This is a genomic window from Streptomyces sp. NPDC045026 (assembly GCF_056432625.1).
Genome location: NZ_JBWKIS010000007.1, coordinates 51,623 through 70,367, shown reverse-complemented (window position 1 = coordinate 70,367; position 18,745 = coordinate 51,623). Strand labels below are relative to the sequence as shown.

Genomic DNA, 18,745 nt, shown 5'->3' with positions numbered 1-18,745 from the left:
GCGTAACTGCTGGCCGGAGCGGGCGGACTCGGCGCCGTGTCCGGACCGGTACGCCTGCGTCGCTGACCGTGACGCTCCGGCCGTGGCAGAATCGGACGGCCGGTAGAGGGCCGCGTCCGATCGACGAAGACGGCCCGACGGGAGGGAGAACGCGATGCCCGCGCGCATCACCGAGGCGGCCGACCGCCCCCTCGGCGTGACAGTGAGACCGGCCGAAGCAGCTCATTTTGGGCAGCACGTTCCTTCCCCCTCCTCTTCTCCGTCTTCTTTCTCTTTCCTCGACTGTCCGTCCTGCGGCTCCTTCCACGTCGCGCAGATGCTCGGCGACAACGGCGGGATCTCGTACGTGTGCACGGCCTGCGGCCACAGCTGGAGCTGATCGATGGGTGCACACAGGAGGAAGTGCGACTGGTGCGGCAGTGGCACGCCCATCGTCAGGGACATGGAGCCGGTCAACCCCGACTACCAATACTGGTGCGAGGAGTGCGCGCGGGCGCTGATCATAAAAGGCGATCCGATCGAGACGTATCGGGAGCTGGAGGGCGAGCCGATCTATGGCCGGCTCCTCGACGAGCACTGCACGCTCAAGCGGTTCTATTCGTTCGCCACGGCCTGAGGGTGGCGTAAATTCGGGCAAATCGGACCACGGCGGAAACGATTTGGTGATGCACCGGGTGCCCGGTAATGTTGGCGTCGCCGCCGGGGAAACCGGGCGACACGGTGAACATGCGGCTCCACCGCATGGACACGCGGGGCTATAGCTCAGTTGGTAGAGCGCCTGCATGGCATGCAGGAGGTCAGGAGTTCAATTCTCCTTAGCTCCACAGTAGATGGACAGGAAAGCGGGCCACCTGAACAGGGTGGCCCGCTTTCGTATGCCGTCACGGCGTCCCGCGGAGCGCGCTCGCGAGGTCAGCCGCGCCCGCTGCCCAGAGCTCTGCGCCCGCGGCCCGGCGGGAGCGCGGGCGGCAGGGCCGGGCGGGCCGGAACCGCCGCCGGGTCCTCCTCGATACGCAGCGCCAGCGCGGGGCACCGGCGCACGGCCCGTACGGCGCGCGCCTCCGAATAGCGCGCCACCGGGGCCTCCGCCACCGAGGGGTAGCCGTCGGGGCCCAGCTGGATCAGCTCCGGGATGATGTCCGCACACAGGCCGTGGCCTTCGCACAGCGTCCAGTCCACCGCGAGCCGCCGGCCGCTGGGGGACTCGCCCTGCGGCGCCTGCGTGTGCAGGGGCAGCACGCCCTGCACCGGGCGCCCGCAGCCGCCGCCCAGGACGTGCGCGGCGAGATCGTCCGTGAACGCCGAGATCGTCGACTCCAGGAACGCCGCCGACCCGTCCGGGTGCTTGCACGCGCCGCGCCGCTTCACCGCCCTGGTGACCTGCTGGAGGGCTTCCAGGGCGGTGGGGCCGCCGCCGTTCAGGACGTCCTCCAGGCCGCGCGCCGCCGCCGGCAGACCCAGATAGCAGGGCCCGCACTGGCCCGCGCTCTCCGAGGCCAGCCACTGCGCCACCCGGAGCGCCTCGCCGAGAGGGCACGTGTCCGGGCCGATCGGCAGGATCGCGCCCGCGCCGAGCGCGCCCCCGGCGGCCTCCAGGGAGGCGCGGGAGACCACTGCCTCCTGCGCCGCGAAGGCGTCGAGCCACTTCCCGTGGTACCCGCCCGTGAGCACGCCTTGGAGCATCGGCGGGGCGCCCGCGAGCTGGAGCACGTACCGCAGGGGCACCCCGGCCGGGACCTCGAGGACCATCGGGCGGGTGACGGCTCCGGAGAGGGTCAGCAGGATCGTGCCGGGCTCGTCGCGCAGGCCCGTGCGGCAGTAGCGCTCGGGCCCCGTGCGGGCGGCGACGGCGAGCTGGGCGAACGTCTCGGCGTTCGACAGCAGCGTGGGCGCGCCGCCCACCCCGGAGTCGGAGGCGCGCACCTTGCGTCCCGGAGGTACCGGAGGCCCGCCGTCCGCCGAGCGGATCAGGGCGGAGGACTCACCGGTGACCATGCGTACGGGGTTGCGCTGCACGCGCGCGCGTAGCGGGGCGCCACGGCGGTTGGACAGGCCCCTCTCGAAGAGCGCGGCCTGCATGGACGCCTCGGTGGAGTCGCGGGTCACGCCCACCACGAGGGTGCGGGCGCCGAGCGCCTCGGCGACCAGGAGCGCGCCGTCGAGGATGAGGTGCGGGGCACGGTTGATCAGGACCGTGTCCTTGCGGCAGGCGGGTTCGTCCTCGCTGCCGTTGACCACGACGACGGGGCGCACCCCGCGGCGTATCGCCGACTGGGCGACGGCGCGCAGCTTCTTGGCGAAGGGGAACCCCGCGCCGCCCCGGCCGCGCAGGGATATCTGCTCGGCCAGCGCGGCCAGTTGCTCGCCGCCCATCGGTTCGAGCGGGCCGTGCACTTTCAGATGCATGTCGAGATCGAGTCGCTCGACCAGGTCGAAGCCCGAGGTGAGCTGGGGGAGACCGACGACGCGGACTTCGGGGACGTCGGGCAGCGCGGTGTTCACTGAATGCCTCCGGGCGGCGTGTTCCAGGGCTCACCCGCGGAGGGGGCCTGGAACGGGCCGGGCAGCGTATCGGTGGCGGACTCTTCCTCGAAGCTCGGGATGCCGCCGTAGGGGGTGTCGAGCGTGGGGTCGTACGCCGAGGGGGGTGCCGGGGCGGGGGGCGGCGGGGACGGGGCCGGCCAGCGCTCGGGGGGCTCGGGGTCGACGAACGGGAGGGCCTCGGTGGGCTGGAGGTCCAGGAGGGTCAGCGGCTCCCCGGGGGGCGGGGCGCCGAAGAGCGGGTCCACCGGGGCCGAGACCGCGCGGTAGGCGGCCGAGAAGCCGATGCCGGCGGTCGCGGGGCGCGGCTCGAACGCGGGGCGCGCCGGAGCCTCGTACCGCGGTGGCATGTCGGGGGACGACATCGGTTGCGGGTTGTCGCGCGGTCGCGGCGGGGGCTCGCGGTTCACGTCGAAGCGGGGTGCGGACGGTGCGGGGCGACCGGTGCCGCCGGGCAGCGGGGATCCGGTGACGTCCCTGCGGCGGGTGTTCTGCGTTCTGCCGTCACCGTCCAGGAGCGCGAGGACGCGGGCGGCGACCTTGCGCTTGACCGGTCCGGGCGCCGCGCGCAGGGCGATCGCACCGCCCACCGCGATCAGGCACAGGCAGTAGAGGACCACCACGTAGGTCTTCGGCTGCCGGCCCGCGTACAGGCCGTGGATCAGCGCGGAGCACCAGGCGGGGTAGGCCAGCGTGTGCAGGGCGCGCCAGCGGGAGGCGATCTGGGCGGGCGACGCGAAGGCCTTGCGCAGGGCGCCGGTGACGCCGGTGGTCACCATCAGGAGCCCGGCGAGCGAGCCGAGGCCGATCAGGCCCGCGCTGCCGGTCACGCCAAGACCGAAGGGGATCAGCGCGCCGACCACGGACACGTGGTCGAGGGCCAGCTTGACGGTGACGTGCAGCAGCAGGAAGCCGATCGAGGCGACCGCCGTGGCCCGGTGCACGCCCTGGGAGAGCAGGCGCTGGCGCGAGGTCAGGAACAGCCGGTCGGAGGCGACCAGGCCCCAGACGACGGACGCCGTCAGGGAGACCAGGGACAGCACCCCGGTGGTGAAGTCGAGCGCGGAGCGGAATGCGTCGCTCCCGACGATGACCACGAGGGGTATCAGCAGCAGCGCCGCCGCGCACAGGGCCCCTCGGGTCGTCCGGCTGGGGGCGGGGGACGGGCGGATCCTGCGCCGGGGGCGCCTGGTGTTTCGAAACTGGGGGAACGGATTCAGCGGCTGCCCGTTCGTCGGGGAGTTCAACGGGGAGTTCGGTGGAGGGTTCATGGGGGCGACTCCGAATGGTTCGGCAAAGTGGTCCCGCTGCCGCACTCTAGGTCGACCCATACCGGCCAGTACGAGGTTTGAGTTATCTCGTTGTTATCTATCGGAGGTGTGGACTTTATGTTGCCCCGATAGGGGTCGGTACGCGGAGTAACCCTTGGCCCATGCACCTTTCGAAGGCCTCCTTCGGCCCTCCCGTAGCCCTCCCGCAGCTGTCCCGCGGCCCTCCCCGGGAAGCCCGTCGCGGCCTGTGTGGGCCCTGCGGTACCCTGACGCCATGCGTGCCGTACGCCTTCTGCTTAGTGAGCCGCGCTGATCAGTCCCGACCGCTGAGGATTCGCGGATCGGAATCGGCGCGGCGCCCCCTCCTGTGCGAGGGGCATTTTTGTTTGGCCAGCGCGGTCAGTTCCGTAAGCAGAGACGATCGATGGAGCTTTGAGGATCATGAGCGAGACGAATTCCGCTGCCGCTTCCGAGGTGGCCGCGCCGCACCGCTACACGGCGGCGATGGCCGCCGACATCGAGGCGCGCTGGCAGGACTTCTGGGACGCCGACGGCACGTACGAGGCGCCGAACCCGAGCGGTGACCTGGCGGGCGACACCGAGGCGGACAGGGCGCTGGCCGCGAAGCCCAAGAAGTTCGTCATGGACATGTTCCCGTACCCCTCGGGTGCGGGCCTGCACGTCGGTCACCCGCTGGGCTACATCGCCACGGACGTCTTCGCCCGCTTCCAGCGCATGAACGGGCACAACGTCCTGCACACCCTGGGCTTCGACGCCTTCGGCCTGCCCGCCGAGCAGTACGCCGTGCAGACGGGCACCCACCCGCGCACGTCCACCGAAGCCAACATGGTCAACATGAAGTCCCAGCTGCGCCGGCTGGGTCTGGGCCACGACAAGCGCCGGTCGTTCGCCACGATCGACCCCGAGTACTACAAGTGGACCCAGTGGATCTTCGTCCAGATCTTCAACGCCTGGTACGACGACGAGGCGAAGAAGGCCCGTCCGATCGACCAGCTGATCGCGCAGTTCGAGAGCGGTGAGCGCGCCGTACCGCACTCCACGCGCGCGTGGCACGAGCTGAGCGCGGCCGAGCGGGCCGACGTACTGAGCGAGTACAGGCTGGCGTACGCCTCCGAGGCGCCCGTCAACTGGTGCCCCGGCCTGGGCACCGTCCTGGCCAACGAGGAAGTCACCGCCGACGGCCGTTCCGAGCGCGGCAACTACCCCGTCTTCAAGGCCAAGCTGCGCCAGTGGAACATGCGCATCACCGCCTACGCGGACCGCCTGCTGGACGATCTGGACGCCCTGGACTGGCCCGAGGCGATCAAGCTGCAGCAGCGGAACTGGATCGGCCGCTCCGAAGGTGCCCGCGTCGACTTCCCCGTCGGCGACGAGGCCATCACCGTTTTCACGACCCGTCAGGACACCCTGTTCGGCGCCACGTACATGGTCCTGGCGCCCGAGCACGACCTGGTGGACCGGATCGTCCCCGCCGCCTGGCCCGAGGGCACGCACGACGTCTGGACGGGCGGCCACGCGACCCCCGCCGAGGCCGTCGCCGCCTACCGCAAGCAGGCCGCCTCGAAGTCCGACGTCGAGCGGCAGGCCGAGGCGAAGGACAAGACCGGCGTCTTCACCGGCGCGTACGCGACCAACCCGGTCAGCGGCGAGAAGGTCCCCGTCTTCATCGCCGACTACGTCCTGATGGGCTACGGCACCGGCGCGATCATGGCCGTCCCCGCCCACGACACCCGCGACTTCGCGTTCGCGCGCGCCTTCGAGCTGCCGATGCGCTGCGTCGTGGAGCCCTCGGACGACCGCGGCACCGACCCCTCCACGTGGGACGACGCGTTCGCCTCCTACGAGGCGCGGCTGGTCAACTCCGCGAGCGACGAGATCTCCGTGGACGGCCTGGGCGTCACCGACGCCAAGGCGCGCATGACGGAGTGGCTGGAGCGCACGGGCATCGGCCGCGGCACCGTCAACTTCCGCCTGCGCGACTGGCTGTTCAGCCGCCAGCGTTACTGGGGCGAGCCCTTCCCGATCGTCTACGACGAGGACGGCGTCGCCCACTCGCTGCCCGAGTCGATGCTGCCGCTGGAGCTGCCGGAGGTCGACGACTACAGCCCCCGCACCTTCGACCCGGACGACGCCGACACCCGGCCCGAGACCCCGCTGTCGCGCAACGACGACTGGGTCCACGTCACGCTGGACCTGGGCGACGGCCCCAAGAAGTACCGTCGCGAGACCAACACCATGCCCAACTGGGCGGGCTCGTGCTGGTACGAGCTGCGCTACCTGGACCCGCGCAACAGCGAGAAGCTGGTCGACCCGGCCATCGAGCAGTACTGGATGGGCCCCCGCGAGGGCCAGCCGACCGGTGGCGTCGACCTGTACGTGGGCGGCGCCGAACACGCCGTGCTGCACCTGCTGTACGCCCGCTTCTGGTCGAAGATGCTGTTCGACCTGGGCCACATCTCGTCGGCCGAGCCGTTCCACAAGCTGTACAACCAGGGCATGATCCAGGCCTATGTGTACCGCGACAGCCGTGGCATCGCGGTGCCTGCCGCCGAGGTCGAGGAGCGCGACGGCGCGTACTACTACGAGGGCGAGAAGGTCTCCCGTCTGCTGGGCAAGATGGGCAAGTCCCTGAAGAACGCCGTCACGCCGGACGAGATCTGCGGCGAGTACGGCGCGGACACCCTGCGCCTGTACGAGATGGCGATGGGCCCCCTGGACGTCTCGCGGCCGTGGGACACGCGCGCGGTGGTGGGCCAGTTCCGTCTGCTGCAGCGCCTGTGGCGCAACATCGTCGACGAGACGAGCGGCGAGGTGACCGTCGTCGACATCGAGGACTCCGCCGTCGACGAGACCACGCTGCGTGCCCTGCACAAGGCGATCGACGGCGTCCGCCAGGACCTGGAGGGCATGCGGTTCAACACCGCCATCGCCAAGGTCACCGAGCTGAACAACCACCTGACCAAGGTGGGCGGCCCGCTGTCGCGCAGCGTGGCCGAGCGCCTGGTGCTGCTGGTCGCGCCGCTGGCCCCGCACGTCGCGGAGGAGCTGTGGCGCAAGCTGGGCCGCACCGACTCGGTCGTCCACCAGGACTTCCCCGTCGCCGACCCCGCGTACGTCGTGGACGAGTCCGTGACCTGCGTCGTGCAGATCAAGGGCAAGGTCAAGGCGCGCCTGGAGGTGTCCCCGTCGATCTCCGACGAGGAGCTGGAGAAGGCCGCCCTGGCCGACGAGCGGGTCGTCGCCGCGCTGGACGGCGCCGGCATCCGCAAGGTCATCGTGCGGGCGCCGAAGCTGGTGAACATCGTTCCCGCGTGAGCGGCGATCGGTGAGGGACGACTGAGGGACGGCTGAGGGACGACCACTCCGCTCAGCCGGGTCAGGGTTGTTCCCTACGGGCAGGTTGGGGGTTCCGCTGGAACCTCCGGCCTGCCTTTTCCGTTTACGGTGGAAGAGGCGGACGGACCGCCGACCTTGTCGGGAGGAGCGTCATGGGAGAGGCCGTGATCGCGATCGTGGCGCTCATGTTCGTACTGTTCCTGGCCCTGGGCGCGTACGTGACGGTGAAGGTCGTCGGCGCAGCCAAGCGGGGAGTGGACCGCACGGTCGCGCAGGCCCGCCGGTCCGTCGAGGACACCACGCTCAAGGCGCGGACGTTCGTGCAGCCGGGCGCGGCCGGCGAGCTCGCCCAACTGCGGCTCAAGCTGCGTACGTCGATGAGGTCCACGCAGGACGCGCTCCACGCGCGCGTGGCCGAGGACGCCTCGCTCAAGGAGTCGCTGGACCTCTTCGGGCGGCTCAGCGTGCACGGGCATGAGCTGGACGAAGACCTCAAGCGTCTTGAGAGTGAGCCGGACAAGGCGCACCTCGCCGAACTCCTGCCCGATCTGCGTAAGCGGACGGAGCAGATCACCGCGTCGGCCGACTCCCTGCGCCGGGCGGCCAGGGACCGCGCCCACCGGATCGCCGACGACGACCTGGATTCCCTGAGCGCCCAGATCGACATCGAGGCGGGGGCGCTGCGGCACTGGACGACCGAACCTTCGCCCGAGCCCGCGCAGGCGCCGCCCCCGTGGCCCGAGGCCCCGGCCCCGGAGCGCCCTGCCGCGCAGCAGACCTGGCCGGGGACTCCGCAGGGCGGACAGGCCGAGGCCGACCGGCCCGCGCTCTCGCCCACCGACCCGCGCCCGGCCTATCCTTGGCAGAAGAATGCCCGTCCGGAGAGCACGACTTGACGCGTGCTCGGGCCACCGGGGCCGGGCTGCCGTCCACCGGCCCGGCCAGGTAATCTCCAGCTCATGTCCCGCCATGTCGCGATCGTCACGGATTCAACGGCCTACCTGCCGCAGCGGACGATGGAGCGCCACGGCATCATCGCGGTCCCCCTGACCGTGGTCCTTGGCGACCGGGCCCTGGAAGAGGGCGCCGAGATCTCCACCCGCTCACTCGCCGAAGCCCTTCAGAAGCGCCGGCCGGTGACCACGTCCCGGCCCAGCCCCGAGATCTTCGCCGCCACCTACCGCAAACTGGCCGAAGAGGGTGCGACCAGCATCGTCTCGCTCCATCTGTCGTCCGAACTCTCCGGCACCTACGACGCCGCGGTACTGGCTGCGCGCGAGGCGCCCGTGCCCGTCAGAGTCGTGGACACCGGGATGGTGGCGATGGCCCTCGGCTTCTGCGCGCTCACTGCCGCCGAGGTGGCCGACGGCGGCGGCACGGTCGACGAGGCCGTGACCGCGGCGGAGAAACGGGCCGCTGCCACCTCCGCTTACTTCTACGTCGACACCCTCGACTACCTCCGCCGCGGTGGCCGTATCGGTGCCGCCCAGGCCCTCCTCGGCTCGGCGCTCGCCGTGAAGCCGCTGTTGCAGCTCGAAGGCGGTCGTATCGAGTTGCTCGAGAAGGTGCGCACGTCGTCGAAGGCGATCGCCCGTCTCCAGGAGATCGTCGCCGAGCGCGCAGGAACGAGCGAGGTCGACATCGCGGTGCACCATCTCGCCGCGCCGGAAAGGGCGGCGACGTTCGCGGACCGGCTGCGGGAGCGGGTGCCGGGGCTCATGGACCTGCATGTCAGTGAGGTCGGCGCGGTGATCGGGGCGCACACGGGGCCGGGGTTGCTGGGGGCGGTTGTCTCCCCGCGGTGAGGTGTCTCGCGGTGCGGTGCCCTGAGGTGCGGTGCCTTGCGGTGCCCTGAGCCTAGGGGTTCTTGTGAGTGACGGAGTTATCCACAACTGGCGGGTTGTCCCCGGGAATTGAGCAAGATCACCGCGGATTCGGCGGAGTGCCTAGCGTTCGTGGCATGGCACTTGGATCAGCACTTTCAGAGACAGCAGTACGTACGGAGACGCTTGAGGCGGCTGCCGGAGATATGGCGCCGGGGGGAGCGTCGGGGACGTGGCAGCGGCGTAGGCGTGTGCGGCGGCGCTATCGGCAGGCTTCGGCCGAGGCGTTGAGGCTGCGGGCAGAGGCGCTGTTCGCGGAGGGGCGAGGTGGGCCACCGGGTTGGTCTGGCGCGCCGAGTCTTTCGCCCGGTCCACCGGGTGTGCCGAGTTCGCCGGATCCGCCTGAGTGGGTGCGGCCGTCTCTACCAGGGTGGGCCGGGACGGTGTCTTCACGTCCTCCTCGCTGGGCTCGGGCGGATGTCGACGCCGATTCCGACGACGCCGATTCCGACGACGCCGATTCCGACGACGCCGATTCCGGCTACGTCGATTCCGGTGACGGCGGGGTCCGGGTGGTCGGTGCGGCACCGGGGGAGTTCAGGGAGTTCACGGAGGAGCGGGACGAACCGGCGGGCGAGGCCGAGAGGGATTCGCCCTCGTGGCGGGAGCGGGCTGGGCTTGCCGTGCGGGAGCGGCTGCCGCTGTGGGCGCAGACGCGGTGCGGGCTCGAGCGGCGAAGCGTGATCGCTCTGGTCGTGGTTCTGGTCGCCGCGGCGGGCTTCGCCGTCCAGCACTTCTGGGCCGGACGGGCTCAGCCGGTGGGCGCGCCCGAGGTGGTGCGTCCCGCGGCGCCCGACGAGGCGGCGGGTTCGTCCGGCGCGGGGCAGGAGGCGGACGCGGGGCCGTTGGCGCCGTCGTCGGGCGGTGCGTCGGCTGCGGGGGGTACGGACGGGGCGGCTGCGGCGGGGATCGTCGTGGACGTCAGCGGGAAGGTGCGGAGTCCCGGGATCCATCGGCTGCCGGCCGGATCCAGGGTTGCCGACGCGTTGCGCGCCGCCGGTGGGATCCGTCCGGGAGTGGACCCCGGGGGAATCAACCGGGCGCGACTGCTGGCGGACGGCGAGCAGGTGGTCGTGGGCGCACCGGCGGCACCGGGAGGGGTCGGCTCGGGGGGGTCTGCGGGTTCGGCGGGCTCTGCCGGCACGGGCGCCGGGGCCCCGGCGGTGGGGCCGATCGGACTCAACACCGCTACTGCCGAGCAGCTCGACACGTTGCCGGGCGTCGGACCCGTGCTGGCCCAGCACATCATCGACTACCGCATCGAGCACGGGGGTTTCCGTTCCGTCGACGAGCTGCGTGAGGTCAACGGCATCGGCGACCGGCGTTTCTCCGACCTCCAGAATCTCGTACGTCCATGAGCCGCACGCGAGTTGCACCGGCCTCGGACCCGTCCTTGGGCGACGCGAACCCCAGGCAGGAGGGACCGGCGGACCTCCGGCTCGTCCCTCCGGCACTCGCGGCATGGGCCACCGCAGCGGTGACCCTGGACGCTCCGGCGGCCTGGGCGACGGCTCTGGCGCTGACCTGTGCGGCGGTGGCCGGAGTGTTGTTACTGGGAGGGGCGACGCGGGGGCGGGACGGAAGGACGGAGCCACGGTCTCAGCCGCTGTCCCCAGCGCCACGACCCCCAGCGCCACTACCCTCAGCGTCACTATCGCCCGCGCCCGCCCCCGCGTCCCCATCCTCATCTCCACCCCCGTCCCCGTCCCCGGAATTACGGTCACCGTCACCCCGCCCTCGCCGTGGAGTGTTCTCGCTCTGGCCTCGTATGTCCGTGGCCGCCGTGCTGCTGTGCGTTGCCGCGTCCGCGGCCTCCGCCGCCCTGCATGGTGCGGATCTGACGCGAGGTCCCGTTCCCGGGCTTGCCCGGCAATTCTCTCGGGTGACAGTCGAGTTGGAGGTGACGGCGGATCCGCGGCTGACGCGCCCCCGGGTGAAGGGGGACCACGCGGCTCCCTCCTCCGTCGTCATCGCCGCCGACGTGCTGAGAGTCGGCGAGGCGGCGGGCGGCGGCGGGTCCTCTGGCGCCGGGACGCGGGTGCGTACGCCGGTCCTGGTCCTCGTCGACGTGGACCGAGCCGCCGCGGGGAGGACGCCATGGCTGTCGCTCCTGCCCAGTACGCGGCTGGTCGTGCACGGAGGGCTGGCGCCCGCGTCGGCCGGTGGAGGCCGCGTCGCCGCCCTGCTCCGTGTCAGGCGGGACGAGAACCCGCGGGTCGTCGGTGCGCCCTCCGCGGCTCAGCGGTTCGCGGGGAAACTGAGGAGCGGGCTGCGGGAGGCGACCGAGGAGCTGCCGGCAGATGCGCGTGCGTTGCTTCCCGGGCTCGTCGTCGGGGACACCTCCCGGGTCCCGCCCGAGCTGCACGAGGCGTTCGAGGCCACCGACCTGTTGCACCTGACGGCGGTCAGCGGGGCGAACTTCACGATCCTGCTCGCTCTGCTCATCGGTCCGCCGGGCACCGCGCACCGGTCCGAGCGCCGTGGCCTCGCGCCGCGACTCGGGGTCCCGCTGCGGGCGACCGCGCTGCTCGGCGGCGCGCTCACGCTCGGCTTCGTGATCGTGTGCAGGCCGGAGCCGAGCGTGCTCAGGGCGGCGGCCTGCGGGCTCGTCGCGCTGCTCGCCATCGGCACCGGTAGACGCAGGTCCCTGATCCCGGCGCTGGCGACGGTCGTACTGCTGCTGGTGCTGTACGACCCCTGGCTGGCCCGGAGTTACGGGTTCCTGCTGTCTGTCCTGGCCACGGGTGCGCTGCTGACCCTCGCCCCGCGCTGGAGTGCGGCACTGCGTCGGCGGAGGTGCCCGCCGCGCCTGGCGGAGGCGCTCGCTGCGGCCGCCGCGGCGCAGGCCGTGTGTGCGCCGGTCGTTGCGGTCATCGCGTCCCGGGTCAGTCTGGTGGCGGTGCCCTGCAATCTGCTCGCGGAGTTCGCGGTCGCGCCGGCCACGGTGCTGGGATTCGCCGCGCTGGCCGCCGCGCCGCTGGCGATGCCGGTCGCGAAAGTCTTTGCATGGTGCGCGAGTTGGCCCGCCGGATGGATCGCGGACATCGCGCGCGCGGGTGCCGCACTGCCCGGCGGAGGCGTGGACTGGCCCGGTGGCCTGTCAGGCGGGCTGCTGCTCGCCGTGGTCACCTTAGGCGTGGTCCTCGTGGGTCGTCAGGTGCTCAAGTCCTCGTGGGCCATGGGGATATGTGTGCTGCTCCTGATCCTCGTGGTCATGCAGCCGCGGCCTCTGACCCGGGTGATCACGGGGTGGCCACCGCCGGGATGGCGGATGGTGATGTGCGATGTCGGGCAGGGCGATGCCTTGGTGCTCGCGGCGGGTGCGGGGGCCGGGGTGGTGGTGGATGCGGGGCCGGATCCGGTGCTGGTCGACCGTTGTCTGCGTTCGCTCGGGATCACCCGGGTCCCGCTCGTCCTGCTGACCCACTTTCACGCGGACCATGTCGCGGGACTGCCCGGGGTGCTGCGGGGGCGTGAGGTGGGGGCGATCGAGACGACGGGATTCGACGAGCCGCCTGAACAGGTCCGTTTCGTACGAAGCTTGGCTGCTGCCCGGCACATCACGATGACCCGAGCCGTCGCGGGGGAGGAGCGGCGGACGGGCCGGCTCGGATGGCAGGTGCTGTGGCCGCCGCCGCGGCCCGCCCCCGGCCCGGACGGCCCGAACGACGCGAGCGTCACCCTGCTGGTCCGCACCGCGGGTCTCACACTGCTGCTCCTGGGCGACCTCGAACCACCGGCGCAGCGCGCCCTGTTGAGATCCCCCGTGGCGGCGGCGCTGCCACCCGTGGACGTCCTCAAGGTCGCCCACCACGGCTCGGCCTACCAGGATCCGGTACTCCTGCGCCGGGTCGCGCCCCGCCTCGCCCTGATCTCCTGCGGCGAGGGCAACCCGTACGGGCATCCGTCGGCCCGCACGGTCGCGGAGTTGCGGGCCGGTGGAGCGGCGGTCCTCCGGACGGACCGGGACGGGGCGTTGGCGGTCACCGGATCAGGGCGGGACAGGCGCGGAGCGGACCGTTCAAGTCAGGGGGAGGGGGCGGGGCTCGGGGTGGTGGCGGGCGGGTCATGACGGGTGCACGTTTCATGACGGGTGCACGTTCCAGAGTCGAGCGCACGGTTACCGTGCGGTAGAAATGCCTCTGCGGTGGCGAAACGGTAAGCGGGACGACTAATTCGGGCATCTCGGTACCAGGGGTAACAGTCTCTGGCATTCCCGCGATGTGGGCCCGTGTTGCCCCGAATGCCCTAACGGTGGTCGAATGCATCTTCGTTGATGGTGGTGTCAAGCTTCACTGGGGTGTCTCGCACATGTTCGGCCGCTGGCTGGGAAACCGTACGAACCGGGCTCAACGAACAAGTCCCCTCGCGGGGGTGAGCGTGCCGCCCGGTGCGGGATTCGTCAGCTGCCGGGTGCTCGACCCCGTCAACGAGCCGGTGCGCGGCGCCGAGTTCGCGGTGAGCGATGCCATGGGGCGCAAGGTCGTCAGTGGCGGGGCGGACCCGTTCGGTTCGTTCGTCGCGGCCGTGCCCGCCGGCGACTACCGGCTCGCGGTCACGGCGGAGGGCTACACGCCGTACCGGGGGAACGCCTCGGTCGGCGAGAGCGCGCACTCCTCGCTCGGTGACGTGATGCTCCAGGTCGCTCAGCCGCCGGCCCTGCCCGACGCCGGGGACTGGGAGATCGAGGCGATGCACTCATCGGTCGGGTTCACGGCGCGGCACATCGGACTGGCCCGGATCCACGGCCGGTTCAACACGTTCGCGGGCGCGCTGCGCATCGCCGAGCGGGTCGAGCGGTCCGCGATGCATGTCGTCATCGACGCGTCCTCCATCGACACGAACGTGAAGATGCGCGACGACCACCTCAGGTCGGCCGACTTCCTCGACGTGGACCACTTCCCGACGCTCGAGTTCTACAGCGAGCGGTTCGTGCACAAGGGCGGCAGCCGCTGGGCGATCACCGGCGCGCTCTCGCTGCACGGTGTGACCCGCACGGTCACGCTCGACGCGGAGTACCTGGGCCTGGGCAACGGCATGGAGGGGGAGACCCGTGCCGCCTGCCGCGCCACCACGGAGTTGCACCGCGACGACTTCACGGTCAACTGGCAGACGATGCTCGCGCGCGGGATCGCGGCGGTCGGCTCCAGCGTGAAGATCGAGCTCGACATCCAGATCGTCCCCAAGGCCTGACGTCGCCGCAAGACCTGACGTCGGTGCGGCGCTCCCGACGAGGGCGCTCCCGACGACGGAGCTCTCAACGACGGAGCTCTCAACGACGGAGCTCTCAACGACGGAGCCCCAACGACGGCGCTTCCGACGGCCGGTCCTCGATGGCCCCGCCGCTAAGGCGCCTCGAGCCAGCCCTCGTGCTCTGCGGCGAATTCGTCGAGTGAGGCGGGGTCGAGGCGGCCGGTGGGGTCCTCGATCACCACGAGCCACTGGGCGTCCTCGGCGTCGTCCTCACCGGCCAGTGCGTCCCGTACGAGCTGGGGCTCCTCGGTGACGCCGAACCGGTCGGGAAGCTCCTCGGCCACCTCCTCCGCGGCGTCGCGGTCGGGCAGCACCAGTACATGTCGTGCATCGGTCACCCGGCCATTCTCCGGCACGGCGGGGGATGTCAGTGCCGCGTGGGATGCTTGACCGCGATGGCCAGGAAGACTGCAACAGACGACGTGCTCGCCCCTGTCACCCTCGCCGTGGGGCAGGAGGACCTGCTGCTCGACCGCGCCGTGCAGCAGGTGGTGGCCGCCGCCCGCGCCGCCGACGCGGACACGGACGTGCGTGACCTCACGTCCGACCAGCTCCAGCCCGGCACGCTCGCCGAGCTGACCAGCCCGTCGCTCTTCGCCGAGCGCAAGGTCGTGGTCGTGCGCAATGCGCAGGACCTCTCGGCCGACACGATCAAGGACGTGAAGGGCTACTTCGCGGCGCCCGCCGAGGAGATCACGCTGGTGCTGCTGCACGCAGGCGGCGCCAAGGGCAAGGGGCTGCTCGACGCGGCCCGCAAGGCGGGGGCCCGCGAGGTCGCCTGCCCCAAGATGACCAAGCCCGCGGACCGGCTGTCGTTCGTGCGCAGCGAGTTCCGGGCGACCGGCCGTTCGGCGACGCCGGAGGCGTGCCAGGCCCTGGTCGACTCGATCGGCAGTGACCTGCGGGAGCTGGCATCCGCTGTGACGCAGCTCGGCGCGGACGTCGAGGGCACCATCGACGAGGCGGTCGTCGCTCGGTACTACACGGGCCGGGCGGAGGCCTCCAGCTTCACCGTCGCCGACCGGGCCGTCGAAGGCCGCGCCGCGGAGGCGCTCGAGGCGCTGCGCTGGTCGTTGTCGACGGGGGTGGCGCCCGTGCTGATCACCAGCGCGCTCGCGCAGGGGGTCCGTGCCATCGGCAAGCTGTCGTCGGCGCGGGGCGGCCGGCCCGCGGATCTCGCCCGCGAGCTGGGGATGCCGCCGTGGAAGATCGACCGGGTGCGCCAGCAGATGCGCGGCTGGACGCCGGACGGCGTGGCCGTCGCGCTGCGGGCCGTCGCCGAGGCCGACGCGGGCGTCAAGGGCGGCGGGGACGATCCCGAGTACGCCCTGGAGAAGGCCGTGGTCACCATCGCCCGGGCCGCCCGCTCCCGCCGCGGCTGAGCCCCCACCCAAACCCGCAGCCCCCCGGAGCCACGCGCACCACGCACAGGCCCCCGGCCCACGCGCACCCCCCCCGCACCACGCACAGGCCCCCGGCCCACGCGCACCCCCCGCACCCGGCGATAGGCCGACGCGCAAGCCCCCGGCCTACGCGCAGGCCGCCCAGGCCTACGTGCACACGCCGACTCCCCGGCCCACGCACCCCCGCACCACACGCACCCCTGCACCCGGCGACGGCCAGCACGCAAGCCGCCCCCCCGCACCCCTGCACCCCTGCACCCCTGCACCCGGCGACGGCCAGCACGCAAGCCGTCCCCCGTATCCCCTGCACCCGGCGACGGCTCACCCACAAGCCCTCCGGGGCACGTGCACCACGCACACCACGCACAGCCCCCCCGGCCCACGCATCCCCGTACACGCCCAAAACCCCAGCCCCCAGCCCCACCCCGTACACGCCAAAAACCCCGCCCAGCCATCCTGGGGAAGGACAGCTGTGCGGGGTCTTGGGTTCAAGCTCGATGGATCCGCACCCGCGTGGCGAACGCAGTCGCGTGCAGATCCGGGGTGCCGGCCGGGAGCGGAGAGAGAGGGCCCGCTCGGTTCCGTCCGGCGATTCACATCAAAGGAGTGTGCCCGTCCCGTGAGGGAGTGGGTACTCAGCCGTTGAGGGAAGAAGCCTTGGAAGCAAGCGCCGACTTCTTGTTGGCGGCCTGGTTCTTGTGGATGACGCCCTTGGAGACGGCCTTGTCGAGCTGGCGCGAAGCCTCGCGCGTGAGCTCCACGGCCTTCTGGGTGTCACCCGCGGCAACGGCCTCGCGGGCCTTGCGGATCGCGGTCTTCAGGGAGGACTTGACAGCCTTGTTGCGCTGACGAGCCTTCTCGTTGGTCTTGATCCGCTTGATCTGGGACTTGATGTTCGCCACGAAATGAGCCTTTGCAGGTTCAGGCACGCGAGCTCACGCCCACGCGCCGGTGATTTCTCTTGAGGCGCCTCGTGCTGAGAGGGCATGAGGCACAGCCGTCAACGGTACCAGTCGCACTCCGAGCGGCCCAAACCGGGCGCAGTCCCGCGTCCGTGGGACCATGGAACCTACGTATAGATCCGACCCGAGGCGACAGGCGCCTCAAGAGACAGGACCCTGCGTGCCCGCGACCCCTAACAATGTGCCCGCGCCGAGCCGTACCGCCCCGGCTCTGATCCGCAATTTCTGCATCATCGCGCACATCGACCACGGCAAGTCCACGCTCGCCGACCGGATGCTCCAGCTGACCGGTGTGGTCGATCAGCGGCAGATGCGTGCTCAGTACCTCGACCGGATGGACATCGAGCGCGAGCGCGGCATCACGATCAAGTCCCAGGCGGTGCGTCTGCCCTGGGCCCCGAGCGAGGACCCGGGCAAGACCCACATCCTCAACATGATCGACACCCCGGGGCACGTGGACTTCACGTACGAGGTCTCACGGTCCCTCGCGGCCTGTGAGGGCACGGTCCTGCTCGTCGACGCGGCCCAGGGCATCGAGGCGCAGACTCTCGCCAACCTCTATCTGGCGATGGAGAACGACCTCAAGATCATCCCGGTTCTCAACAAGATCGACCTGCCGGCCGCCCAGCCCGAGAAGTTCTCCGAGGAGCTCGCGAACCTCATCGGCTGCGAGCCGGACGACGTGCTGAAGGTCTCCGCGAAGACCGGCATGGGTGTCGAGGCGCTGCTCGACAAGGTCGTCGCCGAGATCCCGGCCCCGGTCGGTGTCGCCGACGCTCCCGCCCGCGCAATGATCTTCGACTCCGTCTATGACTCCTACCGCGGAGTCGTGACGTACGTACGAGTCGTCGACGGTCAGCTCAACAAGCGCGAGCGGATCCGGATGATGTCCACCGGTGCCACCCACGAGCTGCTGGAGATCGGCGTCTCCTCCCCGGAGATGACCCCGGCCGACGGCATCGGCGTCGGCGAGGTGGGCTACATCATCACCGGCGTGAAGGACGTCCGTCAGTCCAAGGTCGGTGACACGATCACCTCCCTGCACAACGGCGCGACTGTGGCGCTCGGCGGCTACAAGGACCCGAAGCCGATGGTCTTCTCGGGCCTGTATCCGCTGGACGGCTCGGAGTACCCGGACCTGCGCGAGGCCCTCGACAAGCTGCAGCTCAACGACGCCGCGCTCGTCTACGAGCCGGAGACCTCGGCCGCCCTCGGCTTCGGCTTCCGCGTCGGCTTCCTCGGCCTGCTCCACCTCGACGTGATCCGCGAGCGCCTGGAGCGCGAGTTCGGGCTCGACCTCATCGCCACCGCGCCCAACGTGGTCTACCGCGTGGCCATGGAGGACGGCACCGAGCACACGGTCACCAACCCGAGCGAGTTCCCCGAAGGCAAGATCGACAAGGTCTTCGAGCCGGTCGTGCGCGCCACGATCCTCGCGCCGTCGGAGTTCATCGGCTCGATCATGGAGCTCTGCCAGACCCGCCGCGGCACGCTGCTCGGCATGGACTACCTCTCCGAGGACCGCGTCGAGATCCGCTACACGCTGCCGCTCGCGGAGATCGTCTTCGACTTCTTCGACCAGCTGAAGTCCAAGACGCGCGGCTACGCGTCCCTGGACTACGAGCCCACCGGCGAGCAGGACTCCAGCCTGGTCAAGGTCGACATCCTGCTGCACGGCGACAAGGTCGACGCCTTCTCGGCCGTCACGCACAAGGACGCGGCCTACGCGTACGGCGTGCGGCTCGTCGCCAAGCTGCGCGAGCTCATCCCGCGGCAGGCCTTCGAGGTGCCGATCCAGGCCGCCATCGGCTCCCGGGTCATCGCCCGCGAGACGATCCGCGCCATCCGCAAGGACGTCCTCGCCAAGTGCTACGGCGGTGACATCTCCCGTAAGCGCAAGCTGCTCGAGAAGCAGAAGGAGGGCAAGAAGCGTATGAAGATGGTCGGCTCCGTCGAGGTGCCGCAGGAAGCCTTCATCGCCGTGCTCTCCAGCGACGACAGCGGTACGAAGAAGAAGTAGGCCGGTCGTCACAGCAGTCCGGGGCCCGTCGCGCGTCAGTGCGGCGGGCCTCTTG

Annotated in this window: 14 protein-coding genes and 1 tRNA gene; 11 read left to right on the top strand and 4 right to left on the bottom strand. The window is 71.1% G+C overall.

Annotation, left to right across the window (positions count from 1 at the left end; all coding sequences use genetic code 11):
* Nucleotides 1-154: 154 nt before the first annotated feature.
* The 3 genes from AC07EJ_RS17480 to AC07EJ_RS17470 all read left to right on the top strand — a co-directional run bounded on the left by AC07EJ_RS17480 (nucleotide 155) and on the right by AC07EJ_RS17470 (nucleotide 824).
* A complete protein-coding gene (locus AC07EJ_RS17480) occupies nucleotides 155-379 on the top strand; it encodes a hypothetical protein (RefSeq protein WP_362902562.1) in 225 nt (74 codons plus the stop codon).
* Nucleotides 380-382: 3 nt separating this feature from the next.
* Nucleotides 383-616, top strand: coding sequence for a hypothetical protein (locus AC07EJ_RS17475; protein WP_016643127.1), 234 nt, complete (start codon nucleotides 383-385; stop codon nucleotides 614-616).
* A gap of 135 nt (nucleotides 617-751) precedes the next feature.
* A tRNA-Ala gene (locus AC07EJ_RS17470) sits at nucleotides 752-824 on the top strand.
* 88 nt (nucleotides 825-912) lie between these two features.
* Here AC07EJ_RS17470 and AC07EJ_RS17465 read toward each other — a convergent pair.
* Together AC07EJ_RS17465 and AC07EJ_RS17460 are read right to left on the bottom strand one after the other, a co-directional pair.
* The gene (locus AC07EJ_RS17465) at nucleotides 913-2,502 is read right to left on the bottom strand and encodes an NADH-ubiquinone oxidoreductase-F iron-sulfur binding region domain-containing protein (RefSeq protein WP_389486138.1); all 1,590 of its coding nucleotides are present in this window, start codon (nucleotides 2,500-2,502) and stop codon (nucleotides 913-915) included.
* Nucleotides 2,499-3,638, bottom strand: coding sequence for a ferric reductase-like transmembrane domain-containing protein (locus tag AC07EJ_RS17460; RefSeq protein ID WP_478884469.1), 1,140 nt, complete (start codon nucleotides 3,636-3,638; stop codon nucleotides 2,499-2,501). Before AC07EJ_RS17460 ends, AC07EJ_RS17465 begins: the two co-directional genes overlap by 4 nt.
* A gap of 615 nt (nucleotides 3,639-4,253) precedes the next feature.
* Here AC07EJ_RS17460 and leuS point away from each other — a divergent pair.
* The 6 genes from leuS (at nucleotide 4,254) to AC07EJ_RS17430 (ending at nucleotide 14,245) form a co-directional block, all read left to right on the top strand.
* A complete protein-coding gene (leuS, locus tag AC07EJ_RS17455) occupies nucleotides 4,254-7,148 on the top strand; it encodes a leucine--tRNA ligase (RefSeq protein ID WP_478884468.1) in 2,895 nt (964 codons plus the stop codon).
* A 173-nt stretch (nucleotides 7,149-7,321) separates the two neighbouring features.
* Entirely contained in the window at nucleotides 7,322-8,065 is a 744-nt protein-coding gene (locus AC07EJ_RS17450) for a hypothetical protein (protein WP_478884467.1), read from the top strand.
* A 63-nt stretch (nucleotides 8,066-8,128) separates the two neighbouring features.
* The gene (locus AC07EJ_RS17445; RefSeq protein WP_389486130.1) at nucleotides 8,129-8,974 is read left to right on the top strand and encodes a DegV family protein; all 846 of its coding nucleotides are present in this window, start codon (nucleotides 8,129-8,131) and stop codon (nucleotides 8,972-8,974) included.
* A gap of 461 nt (nucleotides 8,975-9,435) precedes the next feature.
* The gene (locus tag AC07EJ_RS17440) at nucleotides 9,436-10,410 is read left to right on the top strand and encodes a ComEA family DNA-binding protein (protein ID WP_478884466.1); all 975 of its coding nucleotides are present in this window, start codon (nucleotides 9,436-9,438) and stop codon (nucleotides 10,408-10,410) included.
* Nucleotides 10,407-13,124 carry a ComEC/Rec2 family competence protein gene (locus AC07EJ_RS17435; protein ID WP_478884465.1) on the top strand — a complete coding sequence of 906 codons (2,718 nt, stop codon included), beginning with the start codon at nucleotides 10,407-10,409 and terminating at the stop codon, nucleotides 13,122-13,124. The genes AC07EJ_RS17440 and AC07EJ_RS17435 overlap by 4 nt, the downstream gene beginning before the upstream one ends.
* A gap of 239 nt (nucleotides 13,125-13,363) precedes the next feature.
* Nucleotides 13,364-14,245, top strand: coding sequence for a YceI family protein (locus AC07EJ_RS17430; RefSeq protein WP_389486125.1), 882 nt, complete (start codon nucleotides 13,364-13,366; stop codon nucleotides 14,243-14,245).
* Between the two features lie 152 nt (nucleotides 14,246-14,397).
* Here the strand turns inward: AC07EJ_RS17430 and AC07EJ_RS17425 are convergent, their stop codons facing one another.
* Complete coding sequence (locus AC07EJ_RS17425) at nucleotides 14,398-14,643, bottom strand: hypothetical protein (protein WP_100594242.1); 246 nt, start codon at nucleotides 14,641-14,643, stop codon at nucleotides 14,398-14,400.
* Between the two features lie 57 nt (nucleotides 14,644-14,700).
* On the opposite strand from AC07EJ_RS17425, the gene holA reads away from it, so the two are divergent.
* Nucleotides 14,701-15,687: a DNA polymerase III subunit delta gene (gene holA, locus AC07EJ_RS17420; RefSeq protein ID WP_362902580.1), complete on the top strand. Its 987-nt coding sequence runs from the start codon at nucleotides 14,701-14,703 to the stop codon at nucleotides 15,685-15,687.
* A 656-nt stretch (nucleotides 15,688-16,343) separates the two neighbouring features.
* Here the strand turns inward: holA and rpsT are convergent.
* Nucleotides 16,344-16,610, bottom strand: coding sequence for a 30S ribosomal protein S20 (gene rpsT / locus AC07EJ_RS17415; protein ID WP_383884776.1), 267 nt, complete (start codon nucleotides 16,608-16,610; stop codon nucleotides 16,344-16,346).
* A 220-nt stretch (nucleotides 16,611-16,830) separates the two neighbouring features.
* On the opposite strand from rpsT, the gene lepA reads away from it, so the two are divergent.
* Nucleotides 16,831-18,690, top strand: coding sequence for a translation elongation factor 4 (lepA, locus tag AC07EJ_RS17410; protein WP_389486122.1), 1,860 nt, complete (start codon nucleotides 16,831-16,833; stop codon nucleotides 18,688-18,690).
* Nucleotides 18,691-18,745 lie beyond the last annotated feature (55 nt).

Bases quoted from the DNA above. Each gene is read 5' to 3' on its own strand.
- AC07EJ_RS17475 (WP_016643127.1), top strand. From the start codon at position 383: ATGGGTGCACACAGGAGGAAGTGCGACTGGTGCGGCAGTGGCACGCCC.
- AC07EJ_RS17430 (WP_389486125.1), top strand. From the start codon at position 13,364: ATGTTCGGCCGCTGGCTGGGAAACCGTACGAACCGGGCTCAACGAACA.
- AC07EJ_RS17480 (WP_362902562.1), top strand. From the start codon at position 155: ATGCCCGCGCGCATCACCGAGGCGGCCGACCGCCCCCTCGGCGTGACA.
- leuS (WP_478884468.1), top strand. From the start codon at position 4,254: ATGAGCGAGACGAATTCCGCTGCCGCTTCCGAGGTGGCCGCGCCGCAC.
- AC07EJ_RS17450 (WP_478884467.1), top strand. From the start codon at position 7,322: ATGGGAGAGGCCGTGATCGCGATCGTGGCGCTCATGTTCGTACTGTTC.
- holA (WP_362902580.1), top strand. From the start codon at position 14,701: ATGGCCAGGAAGACTGCAACAGACGACGTGCTCGCCCCTGTCACCCTC.
- AC07EJ_RS17445 (WP_389486130.1), top strand. From the start codon at position 8,129: ATGTCCCGCCATGTCGCGATCGTCACGGATTCAACGGCCTACCTGCCG.
- AC07EJ_RS17435 (WP_478884465.1), top strand. From the start codon at position 10,407: ATGAGCCGCACGCGAGTTGCACCGGCCTCGGACCCGTCCTTGGGCGAC.